Genomic DNA, 19,019 nt, shown 5'->3' with positions numbered 1-19,019 from the left:
AGGCCGAGGCCGCGGAGCGCTTGGGAGATCGGGTTGTCGGGCAGGAGGGTGGCCCGAACAGTGGTGTTTATTGCGATTGTGGCATCATGATTACATGAGGGGATCGCTAAGGATTCGTCGTCCGAAAGAACGGTTTCGTTACAAGCGGATGGGCGAGCCGAAAAAGTGGCGGCGTTTACGGCTCCTAGTGCGCGTCACCGACGCACTGTTGGCAGTGCTCGGGATTGCGTTCGTTTTCATCATTTCGTTAGTCGAAGCGAGTTGGCTATTTGGGTTCTCGGTAGTTCTTGCGCTTGCCCCGCAGGTAGTTTGTGGGTTTCGCTTACTCTTTGCGATAGCTTTTGAATTTCCGCGTGAGGTTCGAGCGGAACTTCGGCTGGCCTGGCAATCATCAGCGATGATCTTCGCTGGGGGCTTCATTATTGTCCTTATGCGAAGTCAAGTGGAGTCGGCGTTGTGGACAGGCGTTGATGCGATCAATGTGGCTGTCGTGGTAGTCACGCTGGCGGCCTCGGTGCAACACGCTGTGAAGGCTCGCTTTGTGCTGTCTGAGGCTATGCGGGTCAAGCTGAGTGCCAAGAAGTCAAGGCTGCTTGGGGCCAGAAGCGCGATCTCCCTTCGTCGAGCACGTTCGACCCGGGCTGGATGAGTCTCGCTTCCTTCGATGGAGTGGATAGATGGTGCCGTCGAAGGTTGGTGCGACATTGGTCGGGCGGCTTTGGTGGTCGTTGTAGTGTGGCCCGCCGGATACGCCTGGAACTACACCTCCGATCTTCATCTATCGGAGGTAGGCCGCAGTGGGCACTACGTTGCCGTCCCCCGGTTGAGGCGGCGGTGCTGGCTTGACTGCGGCGACCGGGCGAAGGATGGGACGCCAGTAGGTAGTCTTCGCGCATGAGCCGTGCCCGGCAGACAGTGACGCTCACCGCCGACCTGGTCATCCTGACCATTCGAGGCGGTGTGCTGTGCGTCCTGCTCGTGGAGCGGAAGAATGAGCCATTCCAGAGCCGCATGGCGTTGCCGGGCGGATTCCTGCGCGGTGACGAGTCGTTGGAGGAGACCGCGGCGCGTGAGTTGGCCGAGGAGACGGGTCTCGATGCCGAGGCGTTGAAGCTGCAGCAGGTGGGCGTGTACTCCGCGCCGGACCGGGATCCCCGACGTCCGCGGGTGGTAACTTGCGCTTACCTCGCTATTGCCCCGAACCTGCCGGTGCCGGTCGCCGGGTCAGACGCACGAGCCGCCCACTGGATGCCGGTCGCCGAAGCCACTGACACAGCGCTGGCCTTCGACCATGCTCGTATCCTGGCCGATGCGGTGGAGCTGGCGCGTACGTTGCTGCAGTTCAGCACCATCGCCACGGCCTTCTGTGGCCCTGAGTTCACCATCGCAGACATGCGCGAGGTCTACGAGGCTGTATGGGGCGTCGTGCTGGACAAGCCGAACTTCCACCGCAAAGTCACCGATGCTGATGGCTTTGTCGTGCCCACCGGCGGCAAGCGGCCTTCTCTCACTGGCAGGCCCGCTGCCCTCTATCGCGCGGGCGAGGCGGCTGAGCTGGTTCCTCCGATGATGCGGTCGCGTTTCGGAGCGTGAAGCGGTTTTTGTCAGTATGACTATTGGCTCTGTTTAGGGCTTGTTCTACGCGTCGGTTCGTGTCACTCTGACAATAAGCGTGGTGGTGAGACCTCGGCCCGGCGCGGGTGTCAGGCCACGTCGATCTCGTCGGACGCCTTGTGGGGGTCCGTTCCTGAATCACCCTGACCGTGTTGGAGTGAGAGCCAGTGAATGTGATCATGACTGCGCTGCCAGTGGAACATGCGGCCGTGCTGGAGCACCTTGTGGACGTGCGCCCGCATCGTCACAGGTCAGGCACAGTGTTCGATGTCGGAACAGTCGTGGGTCATCCGGGACACCGCGTCGCGGTGGTGGAGACCGGCGCGGGCACCACGACCGCTGCAGCGCTCACCGAACGTGCCAATGCCGAGTTCACGCCTGCGGCCATGGTGTTCGTCGGCGTCGCGGGAGGGCTGCGTGACTGGCTCATGATCGGCGACGTAGTCGTGGCCACCAAGATCTATTCCTATCAGGGCGGTCGCAGCGAGGATGACGAATTCCTGGTGCGCCCCTCTGCTTGGTCTGTCTCGCACCGTCTCGACCAAGAGGCGCGGAGGTTGCCGCGTGGCGACGCTTGGCACTCGTTCCTGCCTGACCAGGTGGAGGGCGGCGCTCCAGCGGTTCACTTCGAAGCCGTCGCGGTGGGCGACGTCGTCCTCAACTCCCGCCGCTCCGAACTGGCCCAGAGGCTGCACAAGTCGTACAACGACGCCGTAGCCGTCGATATGGAGAGCTCCGGTTTCGCGCACGCGGCTCATCTTGGCGACCAGGTCCGCGCTGTGGCGGTGCGCGGTATCAGCGATTTCGCAGACGGTTGCAAGGCCACGGCGGACCGCGAAGGTGGACAGTTGCTCGCGGCTCGCAACGCGGCGGCGTTCGCGATCGCGCTGATCACCGCCCTCGAACCCGATGATGATGCTGCCGGAGGCAATGAGCCACCGCCGTCTCCGGTCCCCACCATTCGCAACAAGAACATCGCGCGGGACAACGCCCGGGTAGGGCAGCAGAACGGCGTCAACTTCGGCTCCTTCCGGGGATTCCGATGAGCGGGGACACGATCGTCGAGAGCATCGAGAACGAGAATGTCGCTTCCGGCAACGCTCAGGTCGGCCAGCAGATCGGCGTGCAGAATGTAGAGAGCGTCTTCCACGACGCGACTATCTACACCGTCTCCGACGAGGACTCCGCCGAGCGCAAGCACGATGTCGCACTTGCGTATCTCACGGGCGGGCTTCCGCGCCGTGCCGAAGAACTGTTCGGGGAGCTCGTCTTCAACGGTCATCAGTCGACCGACCGCATCTACTACTACGTGCTCGCCGTGCTCAGCGAGCGCAGCTTCGGAGATCTCACCGCGGACCTCGCCAGAAGAATCCACGACGTGGGAAAGCTCTGTGCCTCACTGCCGGAAGACGAATGGTCCCGGGCGCACCGCGTTATCCGCAGTCTCGTCGAGCTGGTCAGGTCTGTTATCGGCGACCAGTCCTTCAACGCCGTGAATGCTTTTGGTGACCTACCGGCCGATCGGCAGGACGAGATCAGCCGGCATCTGTCGATGTTGTTCACCGGTGCCCTGGACCGACAGCTCGATGCAGAGCGCAAACACCAGGTCAGTACCGAGCGCTTCGCGGGGAATCGCAAAGCGAGGGCCTGGAAATTCTTCGAACCCGACCCGGCGAAACCTGTCAAGTATCGAACCCGGACGTCCACAACGGACATCGACGATCGCCGACCGGTGTTCATCGGAGGCACGGTCGCGGTGCTGTCCTTGGGTGGACTGTTCTTCGGGCCGGTGAGCTTCCTTTTCTGGTGCGGGTTGGTCCTACTGATCGTCGGCGGTGCCGTGACGATCCGTTACGGCATTGAGCACACCGGACACGCGCTGCACGCCACCTCTCGGAGTGACGCTGCGCGACCCGCGGACGAACCGGCCGAGCCGAGCCAGGTTGACAAGCTCGTCGACCGGTGCTTTCGCGACGCGTGCCCGCCGAATGCCCCGGACTGGCCCGAGTACGCGGCCGGACGCCGCTGGTATCTGCGGCGGAGGTTCAACGACTGGCTCAGGTACGACCAGGACTACGGTCAGACCGTCAAGCGGTTGAAGTGGCTTTTCGACTGGCATGCGCGACAAGTCGCTGAGCAATGGCCGGGCCTTGACTCGCAGCTTCAGCCGGAACCCGCTGCCGGGAGCGGCGCCCGTAACCGGCAGATCGCCGGCGTCGTGCTGACCGTGATGGGGCTGTGCCTGCTGGGCGTCGCTCAGCGTTGGCAGGTCGTGCCGATCGCGGCGGGGGGCTGGTTCGTGATGCTCGCGGTGATCGAATTCTGCGCTGCCCGCAGGGCGACTCGGTTTCTGTCGGCTGACGCGGATGCGCTGTTCGAACAAGAAATGGTCGAGTACGAGCGATGGCGAGCCGAGCTGGCCGATCGCCCGAACGACAGCGAAATAGCCCGCTGGCTTGCCCTGGACAAGGCCTACATCAAGGCAGAGGCGTTGCGCGGTGGCGATATCGCCGAACGGGACCTCATCTCGCATGTCGTCCTCAACGGGCGAGCCCCCTACACCCGACGCGGGGTGGTGCCGCATGGCCCGCCCCGGTACGACGCGTACCAGGTCATGGTCATCTTGCTGACCCGGCATGGGGTCCGGGCTTCGCGTGTATATCTCGACTTCATCACCGGAGAGGTCAAGAACGAGGCTTGGAACGTTTTTGGCTACGACCGCATCGCGTCCGCATCGCTCACGGTCCAGGAGAAGACGATCAAGCGTCCTGCAGAGCCTGAACGCAAGGTGCGTAATCGTGATTTTCGACTGCGTCTGCTGGACGGAATGGAGATCCTCGCGGTCAGTGATCGCGTCGACGTCGAAAGTGACCCGGAGGATGGCGAGGTGGAGCTGAACCAACTCGCCGCGGCGACCTCCGGGATGGACGCGGCGCTTCCGATACTGGAAGCCGTGGCTCACAAGGGACGTGGCTGGATCGAGTTCGAGAACGACCGCCGGACCATGTGGTCGCGGAACTGGGCGGAGTGACTGGGGCCTGGCCTGGCTCCTGGGCATATGTGTCTGGGGGCCCGACGGATGCCTTGGATCGACACCGAAGGAGTGAAGACAAGCTGATGAGCGAAACTCGACTCGATGACTCCGTGCCGGACGACTCGTCCAGAGCTGTCCTGTTGGCAGAGTACGAAGCTCTTAAAGCAGAGCAGACATCACGGATCGTGCTGCGAGACCGGCTGATGTATGCCGCACTGGCCGCGCTGGCGGCGACACTGGCCTTGGTTGTCCAAGCGGCCGGGCGCCCTTACCTGCTCCTGCTTCTGCCGTTGGTGTGTGTGGTCCTGGGCTGGACATACTTCGTCAACGACCAGAAGATCTCGGCAATCGGCAGGTATCTGGGGCGGCACCTGGCACCCTCGCTCGAGGTGTTAACCCATCGTTCGGAACAAGTGCTCACCTGGGAGTCTGTCCACCGCTGCGATCCACTGAGACGTCTCGACAAGTCCATGCAGCTGGCAGTGGACCTGCTGATGTTCGCGGTCCCGGCCTTGTTGTCGGTCGTGCTCTACTGGACGGCCGACGGCGTGCGGGCAGACCTGCTCGTCGTATCGATCGCTGAGGCCCTGGTCACCTTGGGGTTTGCAGCACGTGTCATCGTCGCCGCTGATCTGTCGACCAGGGCGTAGGGGGCTTCATAGCTATGCTCTGTGTGTCCGCTTACCTCGAGACCTTCCCGACCTGGTCGAATCCGGGTTTCGACCTGTACCTTCAGCCATAACTCTCGTCGGCAGTCTGGATTTCGACGGCGACGGCAGGTCTCGCATGGTGAGGTTCACCGGGTACGGCCTCATTCGACCCCGCCGGTCACAGCTATGATCAAAGCCCACCAACGCCGCCTGGAAATCAGCGATAAAACCGTTGGTGGGCTTCGTATCGGAACTGTGCGCCATCAGGGACTCGAACCCCGAACCCGCTGGTTAAGAGCGGCACCTGGCGTGTCGGACGGTGTCGAGTAATGCCGGACAAGACCCTTTTGTCTGGTCGTGGGGTGTCCTCAGTGTTACTATCAGAGGCGGTCGCCACCTTGGCCGCTGGCCGCGATCAACTACGGCAGTTGAGTCAGTCGCCGGTGTTGCGCCCCGGCTCTCACCTATCTAATCTGCCTCTTCGTGGTAGCCCTGACTCCCACGTCAAAATTAACGTCTGGCTGCAACTCATGCTTTCCAGAGGTTGGGCTCAGTCCCACAGCCGGACGGACTGTGCGTCGAAAAAGGCTGTCTCCAAGCCGACCTTCGCGTACGATGTCGCTCGGCGTGATTGCATGTCCTGTACGGCCTTAATCGTCGCTTCGTTCGACGACGAGTTGACGTCGCCGAAGAGGGATACGGCCAGTCGGGTGATCTTCGAGTAGACGATGGCATCCATGATGTGTGCGTCGTTCTTGCTGAACGAAATCCCATACGACAGCAAGCCGCCACTGATCGCTGCGAGCGACCGAAGTGCGCGACCGAGGTAATCACTGGTGCCGATACGGGTCAGCTTCTCGCTGCTCGTCCCTTCTGCCACGTATAGGGGGAATGAGTCCGCTTCGAGCTGGCCGCGGATCTGGTCGATTAGCGGTTCGTTGGTCCGGCGCCACGTCAGCTTCTTCAAGCCGTCCTCGCTGCGGTACAAGTGAAGGGCCCCGTGGAGATAAAATACGGACTGCGAGTGGGGGTCCAGATGGTTCCATACAACATAGTCGAGAGCTTGCCCAGAATCCCGAAAGCCGTCGTCCGCTTGTCTTGGCTTCAGGTTTGCCTCGGGGAAGTCCTGCATAAGAGTCCAGTAGAGCAGGAGATCGTAGTTCGCAGTGTAGATCCCATCGAACTGGTCTAGGAACCTGCGGACACGTAGATATGCCTCGTCGTCGATCTCGTACGGTCGCTCAGGGTGAAGAGCCGCGAGGATGTGTGCCAGTGCGTCCTTGAGTTTCGAGGCTTCCTCGCTAAGTATCGCGGCTTCCGCCGAGTACTTCGTGGCATCGAGTGCGTAGAGCCCAATAGCGGCGTCCTCGAGCGTCTTGATGACGATCTCGAAGTCCTGAGTGTCCAACTTATGGAAAAGGTGCTGGGCGGTGAGGCTGAGCATGCCTTGGCTCTCAGCCTGGGATCGCAAAGCCGAGTATGAGAATCTGGCGGGGTCGAACGCGATGCTGAACCCGTTTCCCAGTATCAGTCGAGTGGGCAACGCTCTGCCCTTGGAGTTCGTCGTTTCGCTCAGCCAGGCGATGGCCTCGTCGTAGTCCATGACGTCCACTGGTCCACCTCGAATCCGTGTCTACCGAGAGTATTCGGGCTTATGTGTCGCGGGCCAACTGCTGGCTGGAACGCCATTCCTGTGCTTCCGGCTCCTCGACGTAGTCCAGGAGGTTGTCCTTCAGTCCCATGTCTTCGAGGATCGTGAGAATCTCGGCTGGAGTGGCGTAGAAGAACTCGCGCCGGAGGTTGACCCGATTGACGCGCCGGTCGGCAAGGTGCTGGTGTAGCCGCGTTTCCAGGCTCACAGCGTCGGCGTCGAAAATCTTGGCGTGGACGTCGAACCTGAACGGAACCGAGGCGTCGCCGAGTTCACGAACGCGTTCGAGCGGATCGAGCCGCCGGGTCAATCCGACCTTAACGACACTGTCGCCGAACGATCCAACATTGGAGATCACGTAGACCCACCCAGTGCGGATGTTCGCTTCGCGCTCCTCAACCCCTCTGATTGCGTCACCGATCTCGTCCAGCTTTGCCCGTGCAGCCGCGGCCTGCTGCTCGTCGCCAGATGTGGCCCACTTCTGCAGGGCGTTCTGCCAGTGTGCCTCTTCTTTGGTCAGCCTGGCTTTCTCGCGTTCGAACTCTCGTTGAGCCTGCTGTTCATCCCGTTGCCGCTCCCGTTCAGCTCGGATGCGCTCCTTGTCTTCTTCGACCTTCGCGAGGTGGTCGGCAGTGAGCTCGAGTTCTTCGAGGCGCAGCTTGTGATAACTGGGAGAGATGTTGATCTTCATGGTTTTGCCGAGACGAGAGATGACTTCACGGGTCTTGGTCAGACGGTCTTTGGCCGAGTCAAGTCGGTAGGGGCGCATGGATCTCACGCAGTTGTCCGCTTCGGCGTTGTAGGCGCGCAGCATGAGCTTGGAAAAGTCTCTGACCATGCGCTGGCCTTCGACGGTGGAACCGTTCACGGTCCAGTCTGTGGTCGCGGTGATCGCATGGTTGTTCTTTGCGGAGATCTTGATGGAATCCTTGAGACGCTGCAGGGCAGCCTTGTAGGCAACGGCGTCGGCCAGCCGGTGCCGGAACTCGTAGATTCCGGCCTCCTGGAGCAGCGTGATCTCTTCAGTCTCGACGATTTGGCCGTGCAGTGACTTGAGCTTGATGGCCGCTTCGTCGGTCTGTCGTCGGATCGCGGCCAGCTGTGCATCGGCGTCCTTATGGCTCTGTGCCTGGGCGTCTCGTTGTTTCTGTGCTTGGTGCTCAAGCTCGGCCGCAGTCTGGCGCACCTGCTGGAGTTCTCGCTCTGCCTCCAGCGCGTCCTTGCCCCTGAGCTCGGCGTACTTGGCTTTGAGATCCGCCAGTTTCGCGCTCAACGTAGCGTTGTGTGTACCGAGTTCGCGAACTTGGGATGCCGCTTGTTGAAACTTAGCGGTCTCCGTGCTGAGTTCGGCTTCGAGTTCCCGAACCCGTTTTCGGGAGCCGAACAATCCAGGCTTGCTCGATGCTGCGAGACCGGGTCCTGCTTGGACGGGCGCCGTTTGAGACCGTGGCTCGGGATCAAGTGTCCACAGCTGCCAGAATTTCGGCGGTGCGGGCCAGTCGGCGGGTGGCTGCCAGCCGGGCGGAGGCGCCCATCCGGAGGGGACTGGCGGCCAGTTCGGTGGCGGATTGAACCTATACCCCATACCACTACCCTCCGCTGTTCCTGATCACCGCAGAAGTCGCGGTTTCGTGAGAGTGTGTTACACGGTCTGGCCCGGTTGTGTGTGGAAGCTGCAACTCTCGTCGGCAAATGCGCGGACGTTAGCAACCGCGTCTTACGCGATGAAGGCAACGGAGGTATGCGGCATCGCCGCCGTGGCCTCTTGCAAGGCGCCGTTCGCCTGCGATCGAACTGGCAGGTGTTCGTTGTTCACCAACCAGCGCGGCAGGCCGCTACATCCCGGGCGGGTGATGCGCCTCTTTACCCAGTTCGTTACTGAGTCCGAGGGACTGTTCGATTTGGGTGACGGCGTTGTGATGTGTTCCGATGGCGGGATCCATGATCCACAGCTGTTCGATGGCGGGTTGGAATCCGAGTGCTGCCCAGGTGCGGCGTACTTTTTCGAGTGCTGGTTCGAAGGCCGAGTCGTCTTCGAGCAGGGCGCGGTCGAGGTCGATGGGGAACGGCAGTACAGCGACGAGGCGCGGGTCGGCGCAGACCCAGCGGAGCAGGCGGGCGGTGAGTAGCCGTCCGACTCCGCCGAGGCCGCGCCAGGCCGGCGCGAGCTGTACTCGATCGAGGATGACGACGTGGCTGCCGAGCGACTCGACCTCATCTTCGAGGTCATCCCGGAGTGTGACGAAACCGAATTGATCGCGGCCGCCGAAGAGGGGGATGAATCTTGCGTAGTCCTCGCTACGGGCATCGAGTGCGACGTGGATGTTTTGACGTGCTGGAGGTCGAGGGTTAACCCGTTGGCTTCGAATATCGTGACGTCGAGAGCTTCCTCGTCGAGTCGTTTCGTCGAGAGTGCCGTGCCTTCGATTTCGTGCCAGGGGTTGATGCCGTCGGCTTCGTCCTCGTCCGGCAGGACGCGTACGGTCGCGCTGGCCCACCAATCACTTGTTCCGGGATCGGTTTCGCCGCCGCCGACGAGGTTCGCATGGTTTTTCAGGTGCAGTTCGACCCACTCAAGCTGAGCAAGTAGTTGCTGCGCTAGGTCTGGATCACTGTGGAGTGCAGCCATAGGACGTTACTACTCGGATTTCGCCATCGGCTCAAGATGAGCGCATCCTGGTCTGACGGAATCGATCAGCGTCAGGGAGTCGTGGGTGAGCGTGGTGTGTGGAAGCGGTGTGGGTGTGTCGACCAGGAGACAGGACGTCGGTGTGGTCCTCGGTGTCCGCAGCTGGCGGTGCGGGGGCACGGTAGCTGGTATTTCACGGTGGAGTTGCCAGGGCGCAGGGATGGTGGGCGGTGCAGGCTGCGGCGCGGCGGATTCACCTCACGGGCGGCGGCTACACAGGCTCGGCGGTATTGGCGGGGCGAGGATGTTGATCCTGATCTGAGTCTGGTAACGGTGGGGCAGTGGCTGGACATCTGGCTGGCGACTCGTCACACGATCCGTCCGGCGACTCGGACGATCTACACCCAGCTCGTTCGTGACTACTTGAAGCCTCGCCTGGGCAACGTGGTGCTGGCGGAGCTGATGATCGGGCGGGTGCAGACGATGTTCACCGGTCTGCTGCGCGCGAATGCGACGCGGGCACGGCCGTTGTCGGCGGCGACGGTGCAGCGGATGCGGGAGGTGCTGCGTGCTGCGTTGAACGGGGCCATCCGGCGTGGGTTGATCACGAGCAATCCAGCGCGGTGGGTGGAATTGCCCTCGCCGCAGCGGCCGCGTCCGGTGGTGTGGACGGAGGCGCGGGTGGCGGTGTGGCGGGCGACCGGGGAACGTCCACCGCTGGCAGTGTGGACGGCTGAACAGACCGCGGCGTTTCTCCAGTTCACCGGGCAGCACCCGCTGCATCCCTTGTTCCACGTCGCGGCCTTGACCGGGCTGCGGCGTGGCGAGGCCCTTGGCCTGCGCTGGTGCGACCTCGATTTGAACGAGGCGACCTTGACGGTGACTCATCAGATTCAAGAGCGAGACGGCCAAGCGGTGGTGTGCCTGCCCAAGACCACGGCCAGTGGCCGCACGGTGTCCCTGGACCGAAGCACGATAGCTCTACTGACTCGGCTGCGTGCCTCTCAGCTCCAGACGGGCGGAGGAGCTCCGGATGGCTGGGTTTTCGCGCATGACAATGGGCAGCACTGGAGTCCGAGTTACGTGTCGCACGCGTTCAGTCGGCTTGTCACCAAGTCTGGACTGCCGCCGGTACGGTTCCACGACCTCCGGCACGGTGCAGCCACGCTGTCGCTGGCCGCGGGGAACGACCTGAAGACGGTGCAAGCGCTGCTGGGCCACGCCAGTATCGTCCTGACGGCCGACACCTACACCAGCGTGCTCCCGTCGCTCGCTCGTGCCAGCGCCGAAGCGACCGCGAGCCTTATTCGTCGCGCCGGCTACGAACGGGGTCAGAAGATCTGCAGGTCGCGCGCCACTCGCAGTCGACAACAACGAAGTCAGGGCAGCGGCCGAGGTCCGCGCCTCATCTATCGAGGAGAGGCACTCGAACGGGCTCACGGTGGCCCCACCTTGGGCTCACACACCAACAAAGCCCACCAACGGCATCCCTGAAGTGAGGGGAAAATCGTTGGTGGGCTTTGATTTCTTACTGTGCGCCATCAGGGACTCGAACCCCGAACCCGCTGGTTAAGAGCCAGCTGCTCTGCCAATTGAGCTAATGGCGCTTGCTTGTTTCCGCCGCTTTGGTTGCCCTCGGCGACGTGGAAAACGTTAACACAGGGTTGTCGGGGCCCGTTTCAGGGGGGTCCCCTCGGGCCGCGACGAAGCTCACCGGGACCTATTGGGCCATCCGGCCGCAGGCGTTCCGGCCGGTCAGGCAGACTATAGCCAGACGTTGGGGTTTGGTACCACGCGAAACGGGCGGTGTGCATGAGGGTCTGGGGAGCGACGGGGCGGTCGCGGGTTGTGCTGGTTGCTGTGGTGGCCGGGTTCACACTGGCGGCGTGCAGCAGTACACCGTCGAGTGAATCGCCGAATCCGGGTGGTGGTCCCGGGGGCACGCAGCCGAGCAGTTCGGCGGCTCCGGCCCCGAAACCGGCCGCGCTGACGGTGACTCCCGCGCAGGGCGCGGCGAACGTGGCGCCCGGCGAGCCGGTGTCCATCGCGGTCGCCGACGGCAAGGTCGGCGAGGTCAAACTGACCGGTGCCGACGGCAAGGTCGTCGCGGGCAAGCCGAAGGAAGACGGTTCGGGCTGGGAGTCGGCGGAGCCGCTCGGCTTCGGCAAGACCTACACCGTGACCGCGGCCGCGACCGGCACGGACGGGAAGCCGGTCACCGCGACGTCGACGTTCTCCACGGCGAAGCCCGGCCGCCAGATCGGTGTCTCGATCAACCTGGTCGAAGGCGAGACGGTCGGCGTCGGCCTCCCGCTGATCTTCAGCTTCACCGGCAACGTGCCGGACAAGGCGGCGACGGAGAAGGCGCTCAAGATCGTCACCGAGCCGCAGGCCGAGGGCGCGTTCCACTGGTTCGGTGAGAAGACCGTGATGTGGCGTCCGAAGGAGTACTTCAAGACGGGCACCAAGATCTCGGTCAACGCCGCGATCTACGGCAAGAACCTCGGCAACAACACCTTCGGCCGCGAGGACAAGCCGGCCAACGTCGTCGTCGGCGACAAACTGGTCGCGACCGCCGACGGTGGCACGCACCAGATGAAGGTCGTGGTGAACGACCAAGAGGTCAAGCAGATGCCGATCTCGATGGGCAAGCCGTCGAGCAGCACGCCCGCCGGGACCTACACGGTGATGAGCGAGCACACCGGGTACACGATGGACTCGAGCACCTACGGCGTCCCGTCGGACAGCAAGTCGGGCTACCGGACGTTCGTGAAGTACGCGGTGCGGATGTCGAACAGCGGCATCTTCTACCACTCGGCGCCGTGGTCGGTGGGCTCGCAGGGCAAGCGGAACGTGAGCCACGGCTGCATCAACCTGTCGACGGACAACGCGAAGTGGCTCATGGACACTTCGAAGAAGGGCGACATCATCACGGTCGCCAACTCGGGGCCCCAGGTGCTGGAGCCGACCGACGGCTGGTCGGTGTGGCAGATGTCCTGGGACGACTGGAAAACCGGCGGCGACCGCAACTGACCCGCGGCACCCCGCTCAGCTGACATGAGGGGTCCCCTTAGGACGGCTTCCGTCCTAAGGGGACCCCTCACGGCTTTCCGTCGGTGGGCCCGGTGAAGGTCGAGTTTCCTTCGCTGAGCCGAGGGAAGGGGGCCTTCACGCGCCAACGCAGACGACCGCCTGAACCGAGGCCTTGCTGGCGTCGGCTTGGGACCCCGGCCCCGAAAAAGCGAAACCCCAGCTTGAGAAAGGGCCCTGAGGCCCTGCCCAAACTGGGGTGGTGGGGTGAGCGACGGGTTTCGAACCCGCGACCTCCTGGACCACAACCAGGTGCTCTACCAACTGAGCTACGCCCACCATCGCCGGGCTCGGGAAGCTTCCCCATCACCTCGGCCGCACTATATTAGCGTGCCCGTTTCCGGCGCTCGCAATGGGTTACCCGTGGTGGCGTTCCTGCACTTCAGCGGCCACGGCCTTGGCCTGTTCGGAGGTCGGTCCGGGCTGCGGGACGAAGGCGGCGCGACGGTAGTAGTCGAGTTCGCCGATGGATTCCTTGATGTCCGCGAGCGCGCGGTGGGCGAGGCCCTTTTCCGGCTTGGCGTAGTAGATACGCGGGTACCAGCGGCGGACGAGTTCCTTCACCGAGGAGACGTCGACCATGCGGTAGTGGAGGTGTCCGTCGAGGGCGGCCATGTCGCGGGTGATGAAACCGCGGTCGGTGGCGATGGAGTTGCCCGCGAGCGGCGCGACGTTGGCCTCGGGGACGTGCTCGCGGATGTACTCGAGGACGCGCTGTTCCGCTTCTTCGAGGGTCACCGTCGAGCGCCGGACCTCTTCGGTGAGGCCGGACCGGGCGTGCATGTCGCGGACGACCTCCGGCATTCCTTCGAGGGTTTCGTCGTCGGTGTGGATGACGATGTCGACCCCTTCGCCGAGAACGTTCAGCTCGGCGTCGGTGACCAGTGCGGCGATTTCGATCAACGCGTCCTTGCCGAGGTCGAGCCCCGTCATCTCGCAGTCGATCCAGACTAGGCGGTCGTTCACCCCGGAACCCTAACCCGACCCGGGGATTCAGGGCGCGCGCGAGGTGCGTGTTCGGCGCGTTACTGGCAGCGTATGCATCCTCAGGTGAGCCGTATCACAGACCAGGGAGCGACAGTGGCCGAACAAGGTCCAGCCCAGGAGATCGCGCAGGGTTACGTGAGCGAAGGGGCGGCGGTCGAGCTGGGCGCCGTCGTGATCGACGGCAAGGCCGAGGCCGGCGCGGCGGTGCGCCTGCCGTTGGCGACGTTGAACCGGCATGGGCTGGTCGCGGGCGCGACCGGTACGGGCAAGACGAAGACGTTGCAGCTGATCGCCGAACAGCTGTCGGCCGCCGGCGTGCCGGTGGTGCTGGCGGATGTGAAGGGTGACCTGTCGGGCCTCGCGGCGCAGGGCGAGAGCAACGACAAGATCGCCGAACGTGCGGAGGAGCTGGGCGACGAGTGGGCGCCGGCCGCCTTCCCGGTGCAGTTCCTGTCGCTGGGCACCGGCGGCAAGGGCTCGCCGATCCGCGCGACGATCACGAGTTTCGGCCCGATCCTGCTGTCGAAGGTGCTGGGGCTGAACGAAACCCAGGAATCCACGCTCGGCCTGATCTTCCACTGGGCCGATCAGCGCGGGCTGGCCCTGCTGGACACGAAGGACCTCCGTTCGGTCATCACGCACCTCACCAGCGACGAGGGCAAGGCGGACCTGAAGGGCATCGGCGGCGTCTCGGCGGCGACGGCCGGGGTGATCCTGCGGGCGCTGTCCAATCTGGAGGCTCAGGGCGGAGAGGACTTCTTCGGCGAGCCCGAGCTGGACGTGCACGATCTGATGCGCCAGGTCGACGGCAAGGCCATGGTGACCCTGCTGGAGCTGGACAACCTCCAGTCGAAGCCCGCGTTGTTCTCGACGTTCCTGATGTGGCTGCTGGCCGAGCTGTTCGAGGAACTGCCGGAGGAGGGCGACCTCGACAAGCCGAAGCTCGTCTTCTTCTTTGACGAGGCACACCTCCTCTTCGCCGACGCGTCGAAGGCGTTCCTGGACCGCATCGAGCAGACGGTGAAGCTGATCCGGTCGAAGGGTGTCGGCGTGTTCTTCTGCACGCAGCTGCCGACGGACATCCCGAACAACGTCCTTTCACAGCTGGGCGCGCGGGTGCAGCACGCGTTGCGCGCGTTCACACCCGAGGATCAGGCGGCGCTGACGAAGACGGTCAAGACGTACCCGAAGACGAAGCACTACGAACTGGACACCGCGCTGACGTCGCTCGGCATCGGCGAAGCGATCGTCACCGTGCTGTCCGAGCGAGGCGCGCCGACGCCGGTCGCGTGGACTCGCTTGAAAGCCCCGCGGTCGAAGATGGGGTCGATCGGGGCCGAGGCGATCTCGGCCGCGACGACGGCTTCGGATCTGCACGCGAAGTACTCCGAGACGATCGATCGCGAGTCGGCCTACGAGAAGCTCGCCGCGAAGGTGGCCGCGCCGCCCGCGGGGGAGGCGCCGCCGCCTGCGGCCGAAGCGCCCGCACCTGCCCCGCAGCAGGAGAAGGAAGGCCCGGGGATGGTCGAGCAGGCCATGAAGAACCCGGCGGTGAAGTCGTTCCTGCGCTCGGCGGCGAGCGCGCTCGGACGGGAGATCACGCGCGGGTTGTTCGGAAACCGGAGGCGGTGACGAATACCTGACGTGTTCTGTCAGGTATCTCCGGCAGACTCGGCGCCATGACCAACACCGCGACAGCGTCGTTCACCGTGGACGGCTGGGATCCGCAATCCACCGAGAAGGCCGAAGACACCGAGTTCTCTCGGGTACGGCTGAACAAGACCTTCATCGGCGGCGTCGAAGGCGCCAGCACGGTCGAGATGCTCACGGCGGTGAACAAGACGTCGTCCGCGTACGTCGCCTTCGAGCGGCTGTCGGTATCAGTCGATGGGCGTAAGGGCGGCTTCGTCCTGCATCACTCGGCGGGGGAGAACGGCCATCACCTGATCGTCTTGCCGGGCTCCGGTCACGGTGAACTGTCCGGCATCACCGGTACCGCCCTGATCACCCAGGACGACAAGGGCAACCACACCTTCAGCCTCACCTACGAACTCTGAAAGTCCGTGAAGGACTCCTTCCCTACCCTGAAGGTAGTGAAGGAGTCCTTCACGGACTTCAGCCGACGATCTGGTCGACGATCTTCTTGGCATCGTTGATCGGGATCGCGAAGCCGATGCCGATGCTGCCGGTGGAGGCCGGGTTGTACAGCGCCGAGTTGATGCCGATGACGTTCCCCTGCGCGTCCACCAGCGCCCCGCCCGAGTTGCCCTGGTTGATCGGGGCGTCGGTCTGGATCGCGGTGTAGCTCGGGCCTGCTTCGTTCGTGGTCCGGCTGTACGGCGAACGCTTGTCCTGGCCGCCGCTCAGTTCGTCGAGCTTGCGGTTCAGCGCACTCACGATCCCGGTGGTCACGGTGTTCTGCAGCCCGCCGGGCGAGCCGATCGCGACGACCTGCTGGCCGGCCACGAGTTTGCTGGAGTCGCCCAGCGAAGCCGGCGTCAGACCGCTCGCGTCCTTTGCCTGGAGGACGGCGATGTCGGCCTTCGTGTCCGAACCGACCACGCTCGCCTTGTACTGCTTGCCGTTCGAAAGGGTGACGGTGACGTCGCCTTCGGCGTCGGCGACGACGTGGGCGTTGGTGAGGATGCGCCCGTCCGCCGTCAGGATGACGCCGGAGCCGACCGCTTGGCCTTGTGAGGTGGACACGTTCACCTGGACGACGCTCGGCGTCACCTTCGCGGCGACCCCGCTGACGTCACCCGAGGTGTTGTTCCCGACCAGTTGCCCGTTGGCGACCGCGGAGGAACCCGTGCCGGACGACGACGCCGAGTCGAGCCCGACGAGCGCCGCTCCACCGACTCCGCCGACGAGCGCGGCACCGAGCGCCGTCGCGCTGACGAGGACGGCGATACGGCCGCCCTTCTTGCGCGGAGCGGGGGGAGGCTGCGGGGTGAAGAGCGGATTCGGCGCGGCCTGCCAAGGGGTATAGCCGTAGGTCTGCTGGTGCGGCGGCTGGTGCCCACCGGGGGAGGCGGGGCCGGGCCGACTCTCGTTCTCGGTCATGGCACCAGATTCGTACCCGTACTTGTGAACCGGCTGTGGAAAACCCCTGTGCTTCCCTGAGAAGAATTACCTGAGAAACTCAGTCGAAGAACCGGGGAACGTCCATCGCGCCGCCCGACGCCTCGAACTCCTCGTGCACCGCCGCGCGGAGTTCCGCGTCCGCCAGGTAGTCGACGGCGGTCATCGCCAGGCCCAGCGCGCCGTCGACGACCGCGCGATCGCCGTCCGGTGAACCGGCCGCGGCCGCGAACTCCTTGGTGTGCAAGGCGGTCGTCGGTCCGGCGATGGCGAGCATCGGGTGGATCGCCGGCATCCGGTAGGAGAGGTTGCCGAGGTCGGTCGAGCCGGTGAGGAACTCGGGCACGATCCCCGGCGGCAGCGGTTTGCGCCCGGCCTCGACCTGGTGCACCGACCAGCGCCCGGCGAGCGTGGTGTTGAACCGGATCGGCAGGTACGCGGGCTGGCCGTCCCAGTGCAGTTCGACGCCGCAGCCGGTCATCTCCGCCGCGCCGCGGGCGATCGCCGAAACCCGCTCGGCGAGATCGCGCAGCGTGTCCGGCTGCGCGGACCGCAGGTAGAACAGCAGTGCGGCGCGCTCGGGCACGACGTTCGGCCGCGCGCCGCCGTCGGTGAAGACGCCGTGCGCGCGGTCGCTGGACGGCAGATGCTGCCGAAGCGCGGCGACACCCTGGTACGCGGCGACGGCGGCGTCGAGCGCGTTGCGGCCCATGAACGGCTGGGCCGACGCGTGCGCCCCGACACCGTGGAACACCATTTCCAGCTGGCGCCTGCCGAGGAACGGGTGCATCGCGATGTCGTGGCTGAACGGGTGCAGCATGACCACGGCGTCGACGTCGTCGAAGACTCCCGCGCGGGCCAGGGTTTCCTTGCCGCCACCGCCTTCTTCGGCCGGGGTGCCGATCAGCGAGACCCGTCCGCCGAGCCGTTCGGCGACCGCCGCCGCGCCGAGGAAACCGCCCGCGCCCGTGGTGCAGATGACGTTGTGGCCGCAGCCGTGGCCGAGCCCGGGGAGCGCGTCGTATTCGGAGAGGACCGCGATATGCGGACCACTCCCGGGAGTGGTCGCGACCAGCGCGGTGTCCAGCCCGCCCGCGCCGATCGTCACGTCGTGCCCGTGCCGCCGGAGCAGATCGCCCAGCGCGCGGACCGAGCGGTGCTCGGCGAAACCCTCTTCGGGGTGAGCGTGCAGATCTTGGCTCAGCTCGACCAATTCCGCAGACAGGGCACGGATCTCGGCCTTGACGGCTTCCTTCGTGGCGGAATCCGCGCCGTCATGCGGCGAGCCGAGGGGCTCGGCCGCGGCGACGGCGTCCGCGGTCGCTTCGACCAGCGAGCGGAGGTAGCTGTCGTCGGGGGGAATCGGCGAAGCGTGCTCAGAGCGGATCATGGCCGGATGTTAACCGGTAGCTCTCCCGTGACGATTTGCGTGACGCCGGAGTAGCGCTCCTCCACTTGATCGAATCCGCGCCGGGTCAGCTTCGTCGCGACCTCGCCGCGGTCGAACATCCGCTGGCCGCTCAGCCTGCCGAGGACGGTGTCGGCGAGTTTCCTCGGCTGATCGCCGTGCCGGGCGCTGGTCAGCATGACGACCGAGCCGCCGGGTTTCAGCGCGCGCGCGAACGAGTCCAGCGCCGCGTCCGGGTCGGCGAACATGTGCAGCGCGGCGAAGCAGCAGACGGCGTCCACAGTGGATTCACCGAGCGGCAGGTCGACGGCGTCGGCGCGCAGGTACGTCACGGAAGCCGGGGAAGGGGCGGCGAGCGCCTTGTCCAGCATGGTGACCGAACCGTCGAGCCCGATCGACAGCCCGTCCGGGCCGACGGCCTCACCGAACGCGCGGGTGAACCGGCCGGTTCCGCAGGCGACGTCCAGCACGACCTGTCCGGGCCGCAGCCCGAGCGCTTCGACCGCGATGCGGACCTCGTCCGCCATGCTCGGGCCGTTGAGTCCTTTCGCGACCCTGCCCAGCGTCGGGCGCCAATAGCGCTCGTAGATCATCGGGACGGCGGAGGTACGCATCAGCCGTTGCGCGAGTCCGGTCGGCGGCCCCGCCTGCGGGATTTCGCCCAGCAGGTCGAGAAAACCCGCGCCGGACTCGCCAGGGGCGGTGCCCGGTCGAAGCAGGCTTTCGAGACGTTCGCGGTTGTTCGGCATCGTTGGCTCCCTTCGCCTCACCCGAGAATCTGCCATGAAAGGACCGTTCGCGACATTTCCCGCGTTGTGCTCCGAAACTGTCGGTACCCGTCTCTAACGTCCGTGGAGTCGCCGTTCCCCAGCCGA

16 protein-coding genes and 2 tRNA genes are annotated in these 19,019 nt (G+C 64.7%); 9 read left to right on the top strand and 9 right to left on the bottom strand.

The window, feature by feature from the left end; all coding sequences use genetic code 11:
- Window positions 1-94 precede the first annotated feature (94 nt).
- The 5 genes from ACLJRL_RS31155 to ACLJRL_RS31135 all read left to right on the top strand — a co-directional run bounded on the left by ACLJRL_RS31155 (window position 95) and on the right by ACLJRL_RS31135 (window position 5,298).
- A complete protein-coding gene (locus ACLJRL_RS31155) occupies window positions 95-649 on the top strand; it encodes a hypothetical protein (protein WP_410659896.1) in 555 nt (184 codons plus the stop codon).
- 245 nt (window positions 650-894) lie between these two features.
- The gene (locus tag ACLJRL_RS31150; protein WP_410659895.1) at window positions 895-1,593 is read left to right on the top strand and encodes an NUDIX hydrolase; all 699 of its coding nucleotides are present in this window, start codon (window positions 895-897) and stop codon (window positions 1,591-1,593) included.
- A gap of 200 nt (window positions 1,594-1,793) precedes the next feature.
- Complete coding sequence (locus tag ACLJRL_RS31145; RefSeq protein ID WP_410659894.1) at window positions 1,794-2,660, top strand: hypothetical protein; 867 nt, start codon at window positions 1,794-1,796, stop codon at window positions 2,658-2,660.
- A complete protein-coding gene (locus tag ACLJRL_RS31140; protein ID WP_410659893.1) occupies window positions 2,657-4,645 on the top strand; it encodes a hypothetical protein in 1,989 nt (662 codons plus the stop codon). The genes ACLJRL_RS31145 and ACLJRL_RS31140 overlap by 4 nt, the downstream gene beginning before the upstream one ends.
- Before the next feature lie 86 nt (window positions 4,646-4,731).
- Entirely contained in the window at window positions 4,732-5,298 is a 567-nt protein-coding gene (locus ACLJRL_RS31135; RefSeq protein WP_410659892.1) for a hypothetical protein, read from the top strand.
- 550 nt (window positions 5,299-5,848) lie between these two features.
- Here the strand turns inward: ACLJRL_RS31135 and ACLJRL_RS31130 are convergent.
- The 3 genes from ACLJRL_RS31130 to ACLJRL_RS31120 form a co-directional block, all read right to left on the bottom strand.
- On the bottom strand, window positions 5,849-6,901 hold the full coding sequence (locus ACLJRL_RS31130; protein WP_410659913.1) for a DUF4917 family protein: 1,053 nt from the start codon (window positions 6,899-6,901) through the stop codon (window positions 5,849-5,851).
- A gap of 49 nt (window positions 6,902-6,950) precedes the next feature.
- Window positions 6,951-8,222, bottom strand: coding sequence for a DUF4041 domain-containing protein (locus ACLJRL_RS31125; protein WP_410659891.1), 1,272 nt, complete (start codon window positions 8,220-8,222; stop codon window positions 6,951-6,953).
- A 562-nt stretch (window positions 8,223-8,784) separates the two neighbouring features.
- Window positions 8,785-9,447 carry a hypothetical protein gene (locus ACLJRL_RS31120; RefSeq protein ID WP_410659890.1) on the bottom strand — a complete coding sequence of 221 codons (663 nt, stop codon included), beginning with the start codon at window positions 9,445-9,447 and terminating at the stop codon, window positions 8,785-8,787.
- A gap of 464 nt (window positions 9,448-9,911) precedes the next feature.
- On the opposite strand from ACLJRL_RS31120, the gene ACLJRL_RS31115 reads away from it, so the two are divergent.
- Window positions 9,912-11,072 carry a tyrosine-type recombinase/integrase gene (locus ACLJRL_RS31115; RefSeq protein WP_410659889.1) on the top strand — a complete coding sequence of 387 codons (1,161 nt, stop codon included), beginning with the start codon at window positions 9,912-9,914 and terminating at the stop codon, window positions 11,070-11,072.
- Window positions 11,073-11,112: 40 nt separating this feature from the next.
- Here ACLJRL_RS31115 and ACLJRL_RS31110 read toward each other — a convergent pair.
- Window positions 11,113-11,185: transfer RNA gene (locus tag ACLJRL_RS31110), tRNA-Lys, on the bottom strand.
- Between the two features lie 205 nt (window positions 11,186-11,390).
- Here ACLJRL_RS31110 and ACLJRL_RS31105 point away from each other — a divergent pair.
- Window positions 11,391-12,611, top strand: coding sequence for a L,D-transpeptidase (locus tag ACLJRL_RS31105; protein WP_410659888.1), 1,221 nt, complete (start codon window positions 11,391-11,393; stop codon window positions 12,609-12,611).
- A 260-nt stretch (window positions 12,612-12,871) separates the two neighbouring features.
- Here ACLJRL_RS31105 and ACLJRL_RS31100 read toward each other — a convergent pair.
- Window positions 12,872-12,947: transfer RNA gene (locus ACLJRL_RS31100), tRNA-His, on the bottom strand.
- 78 nt (window positions 12,948-13,025) lie between these two features.
- Window positions 13,026-13,634 (bottom strand): oligoribonuclease, encoded by a 609-nt coding sequence (orn, locus tag ACLJRL_RS31095; protein WP_410659887.1) that lies wholly within the window; start codon window positions 13,632-13,634, stop codon window positions 13,026-13,028.
- Between the two features lie 114 nt (window positions 13,635-13,748).
- Between orn and ACLJRL_RS31090 the strand changes: the two genes are divergently transcribed.
- Entirely contained in the window at window positions 13,749-15,287 is a 1,539-nt protein-coding gene (locus ACLJRL_RS31090) for a helicase HerA-like domain-containing protein (protein WP_410659886.1), read from the top strand.
- A gap of 47 nt (window positions 15,288-15,334) precedes the next feature.
- Window positions 15,335-15,712 (top strand): DUF3224 domain-containing protein, encoded by a 378-nt coding sequence (locus ACLJRL_RS31085; protein ID WP_410659885.1) that lies wholly within the window; start codon window positions 15,335-15,337, stop codon window positions 15,710-15,712.
- A gap of 58 nt (window positions 15,713-15,770) precedes the next feature.
- On the opposite strand, the gene ACLJRL_RS31080 is transcribed toward ACLJRL_RS31085, so the two are convergent.
- The 3 genes from ACLJRL_RS31080 to ACLJRL_RS31070 all read right to left on the bottom strand — a co-directional run bounded on the left by ACLJRL_RS31080 (window position 15,771) and on the right by ACLJRL_RS31070 (window position 18,893).
- The gene (locus tag ACLJRL_RS31080) at window positions 15,771-16,718 is read right to left on the bottom strand and encodes a S1C family serine protease (RefSeq protein WP_410659884.1); all 948 of its coding nucleotides are present in this window, start codon (window positions 16,716-16,718) and stop codon (window positions 15,771-15,773) included.
- Between the two features lie 79 nt (window positions 16,719-16,797).
- Complete coding sequence (locus tag ACLJRL_RS31075; protein ID WP_410659883.1) at window positions 16,798-18,126, bottom strand: M20 family metallopeptidase; 1,329 nt, start codon at window positions 18,124-18,126, stop codon at window positions 16,798-16,800.
- On the bottom strand, window positions 18,123-18,893 hold the full coding sequence (locus ACLJRL_RS31070) for a class I SAM-dependent methyltransferase (protein WP_410659882.1): 771 nt from the start codon (window positions 18,891-18,893) through the stop codon (window positions 18,123-18,125). The genes ACLJRL_RS31075 and ACLJRL_RS31070 overlap by 4 nt, the downstream gene beginning before the upstream one ends.
- Window positions 18,894-19,019 lie beyond the last annotated feature (126 nt).

Source organism: Amycolatopsis sp. lyj-112 (assembly GCF_046549055.1).
In the GTDB taxonomy this organism is placed as follows: Bacteria; Actinomycetota; Actinomycetes; order Mycobacteriales; family Pseudonocardiaceae; genus Amycolatopsis.
Note: the sequence above shows the minus strand (reverse complement) of the source record. Positions and strands in the feature narration are given on the sequence as shown.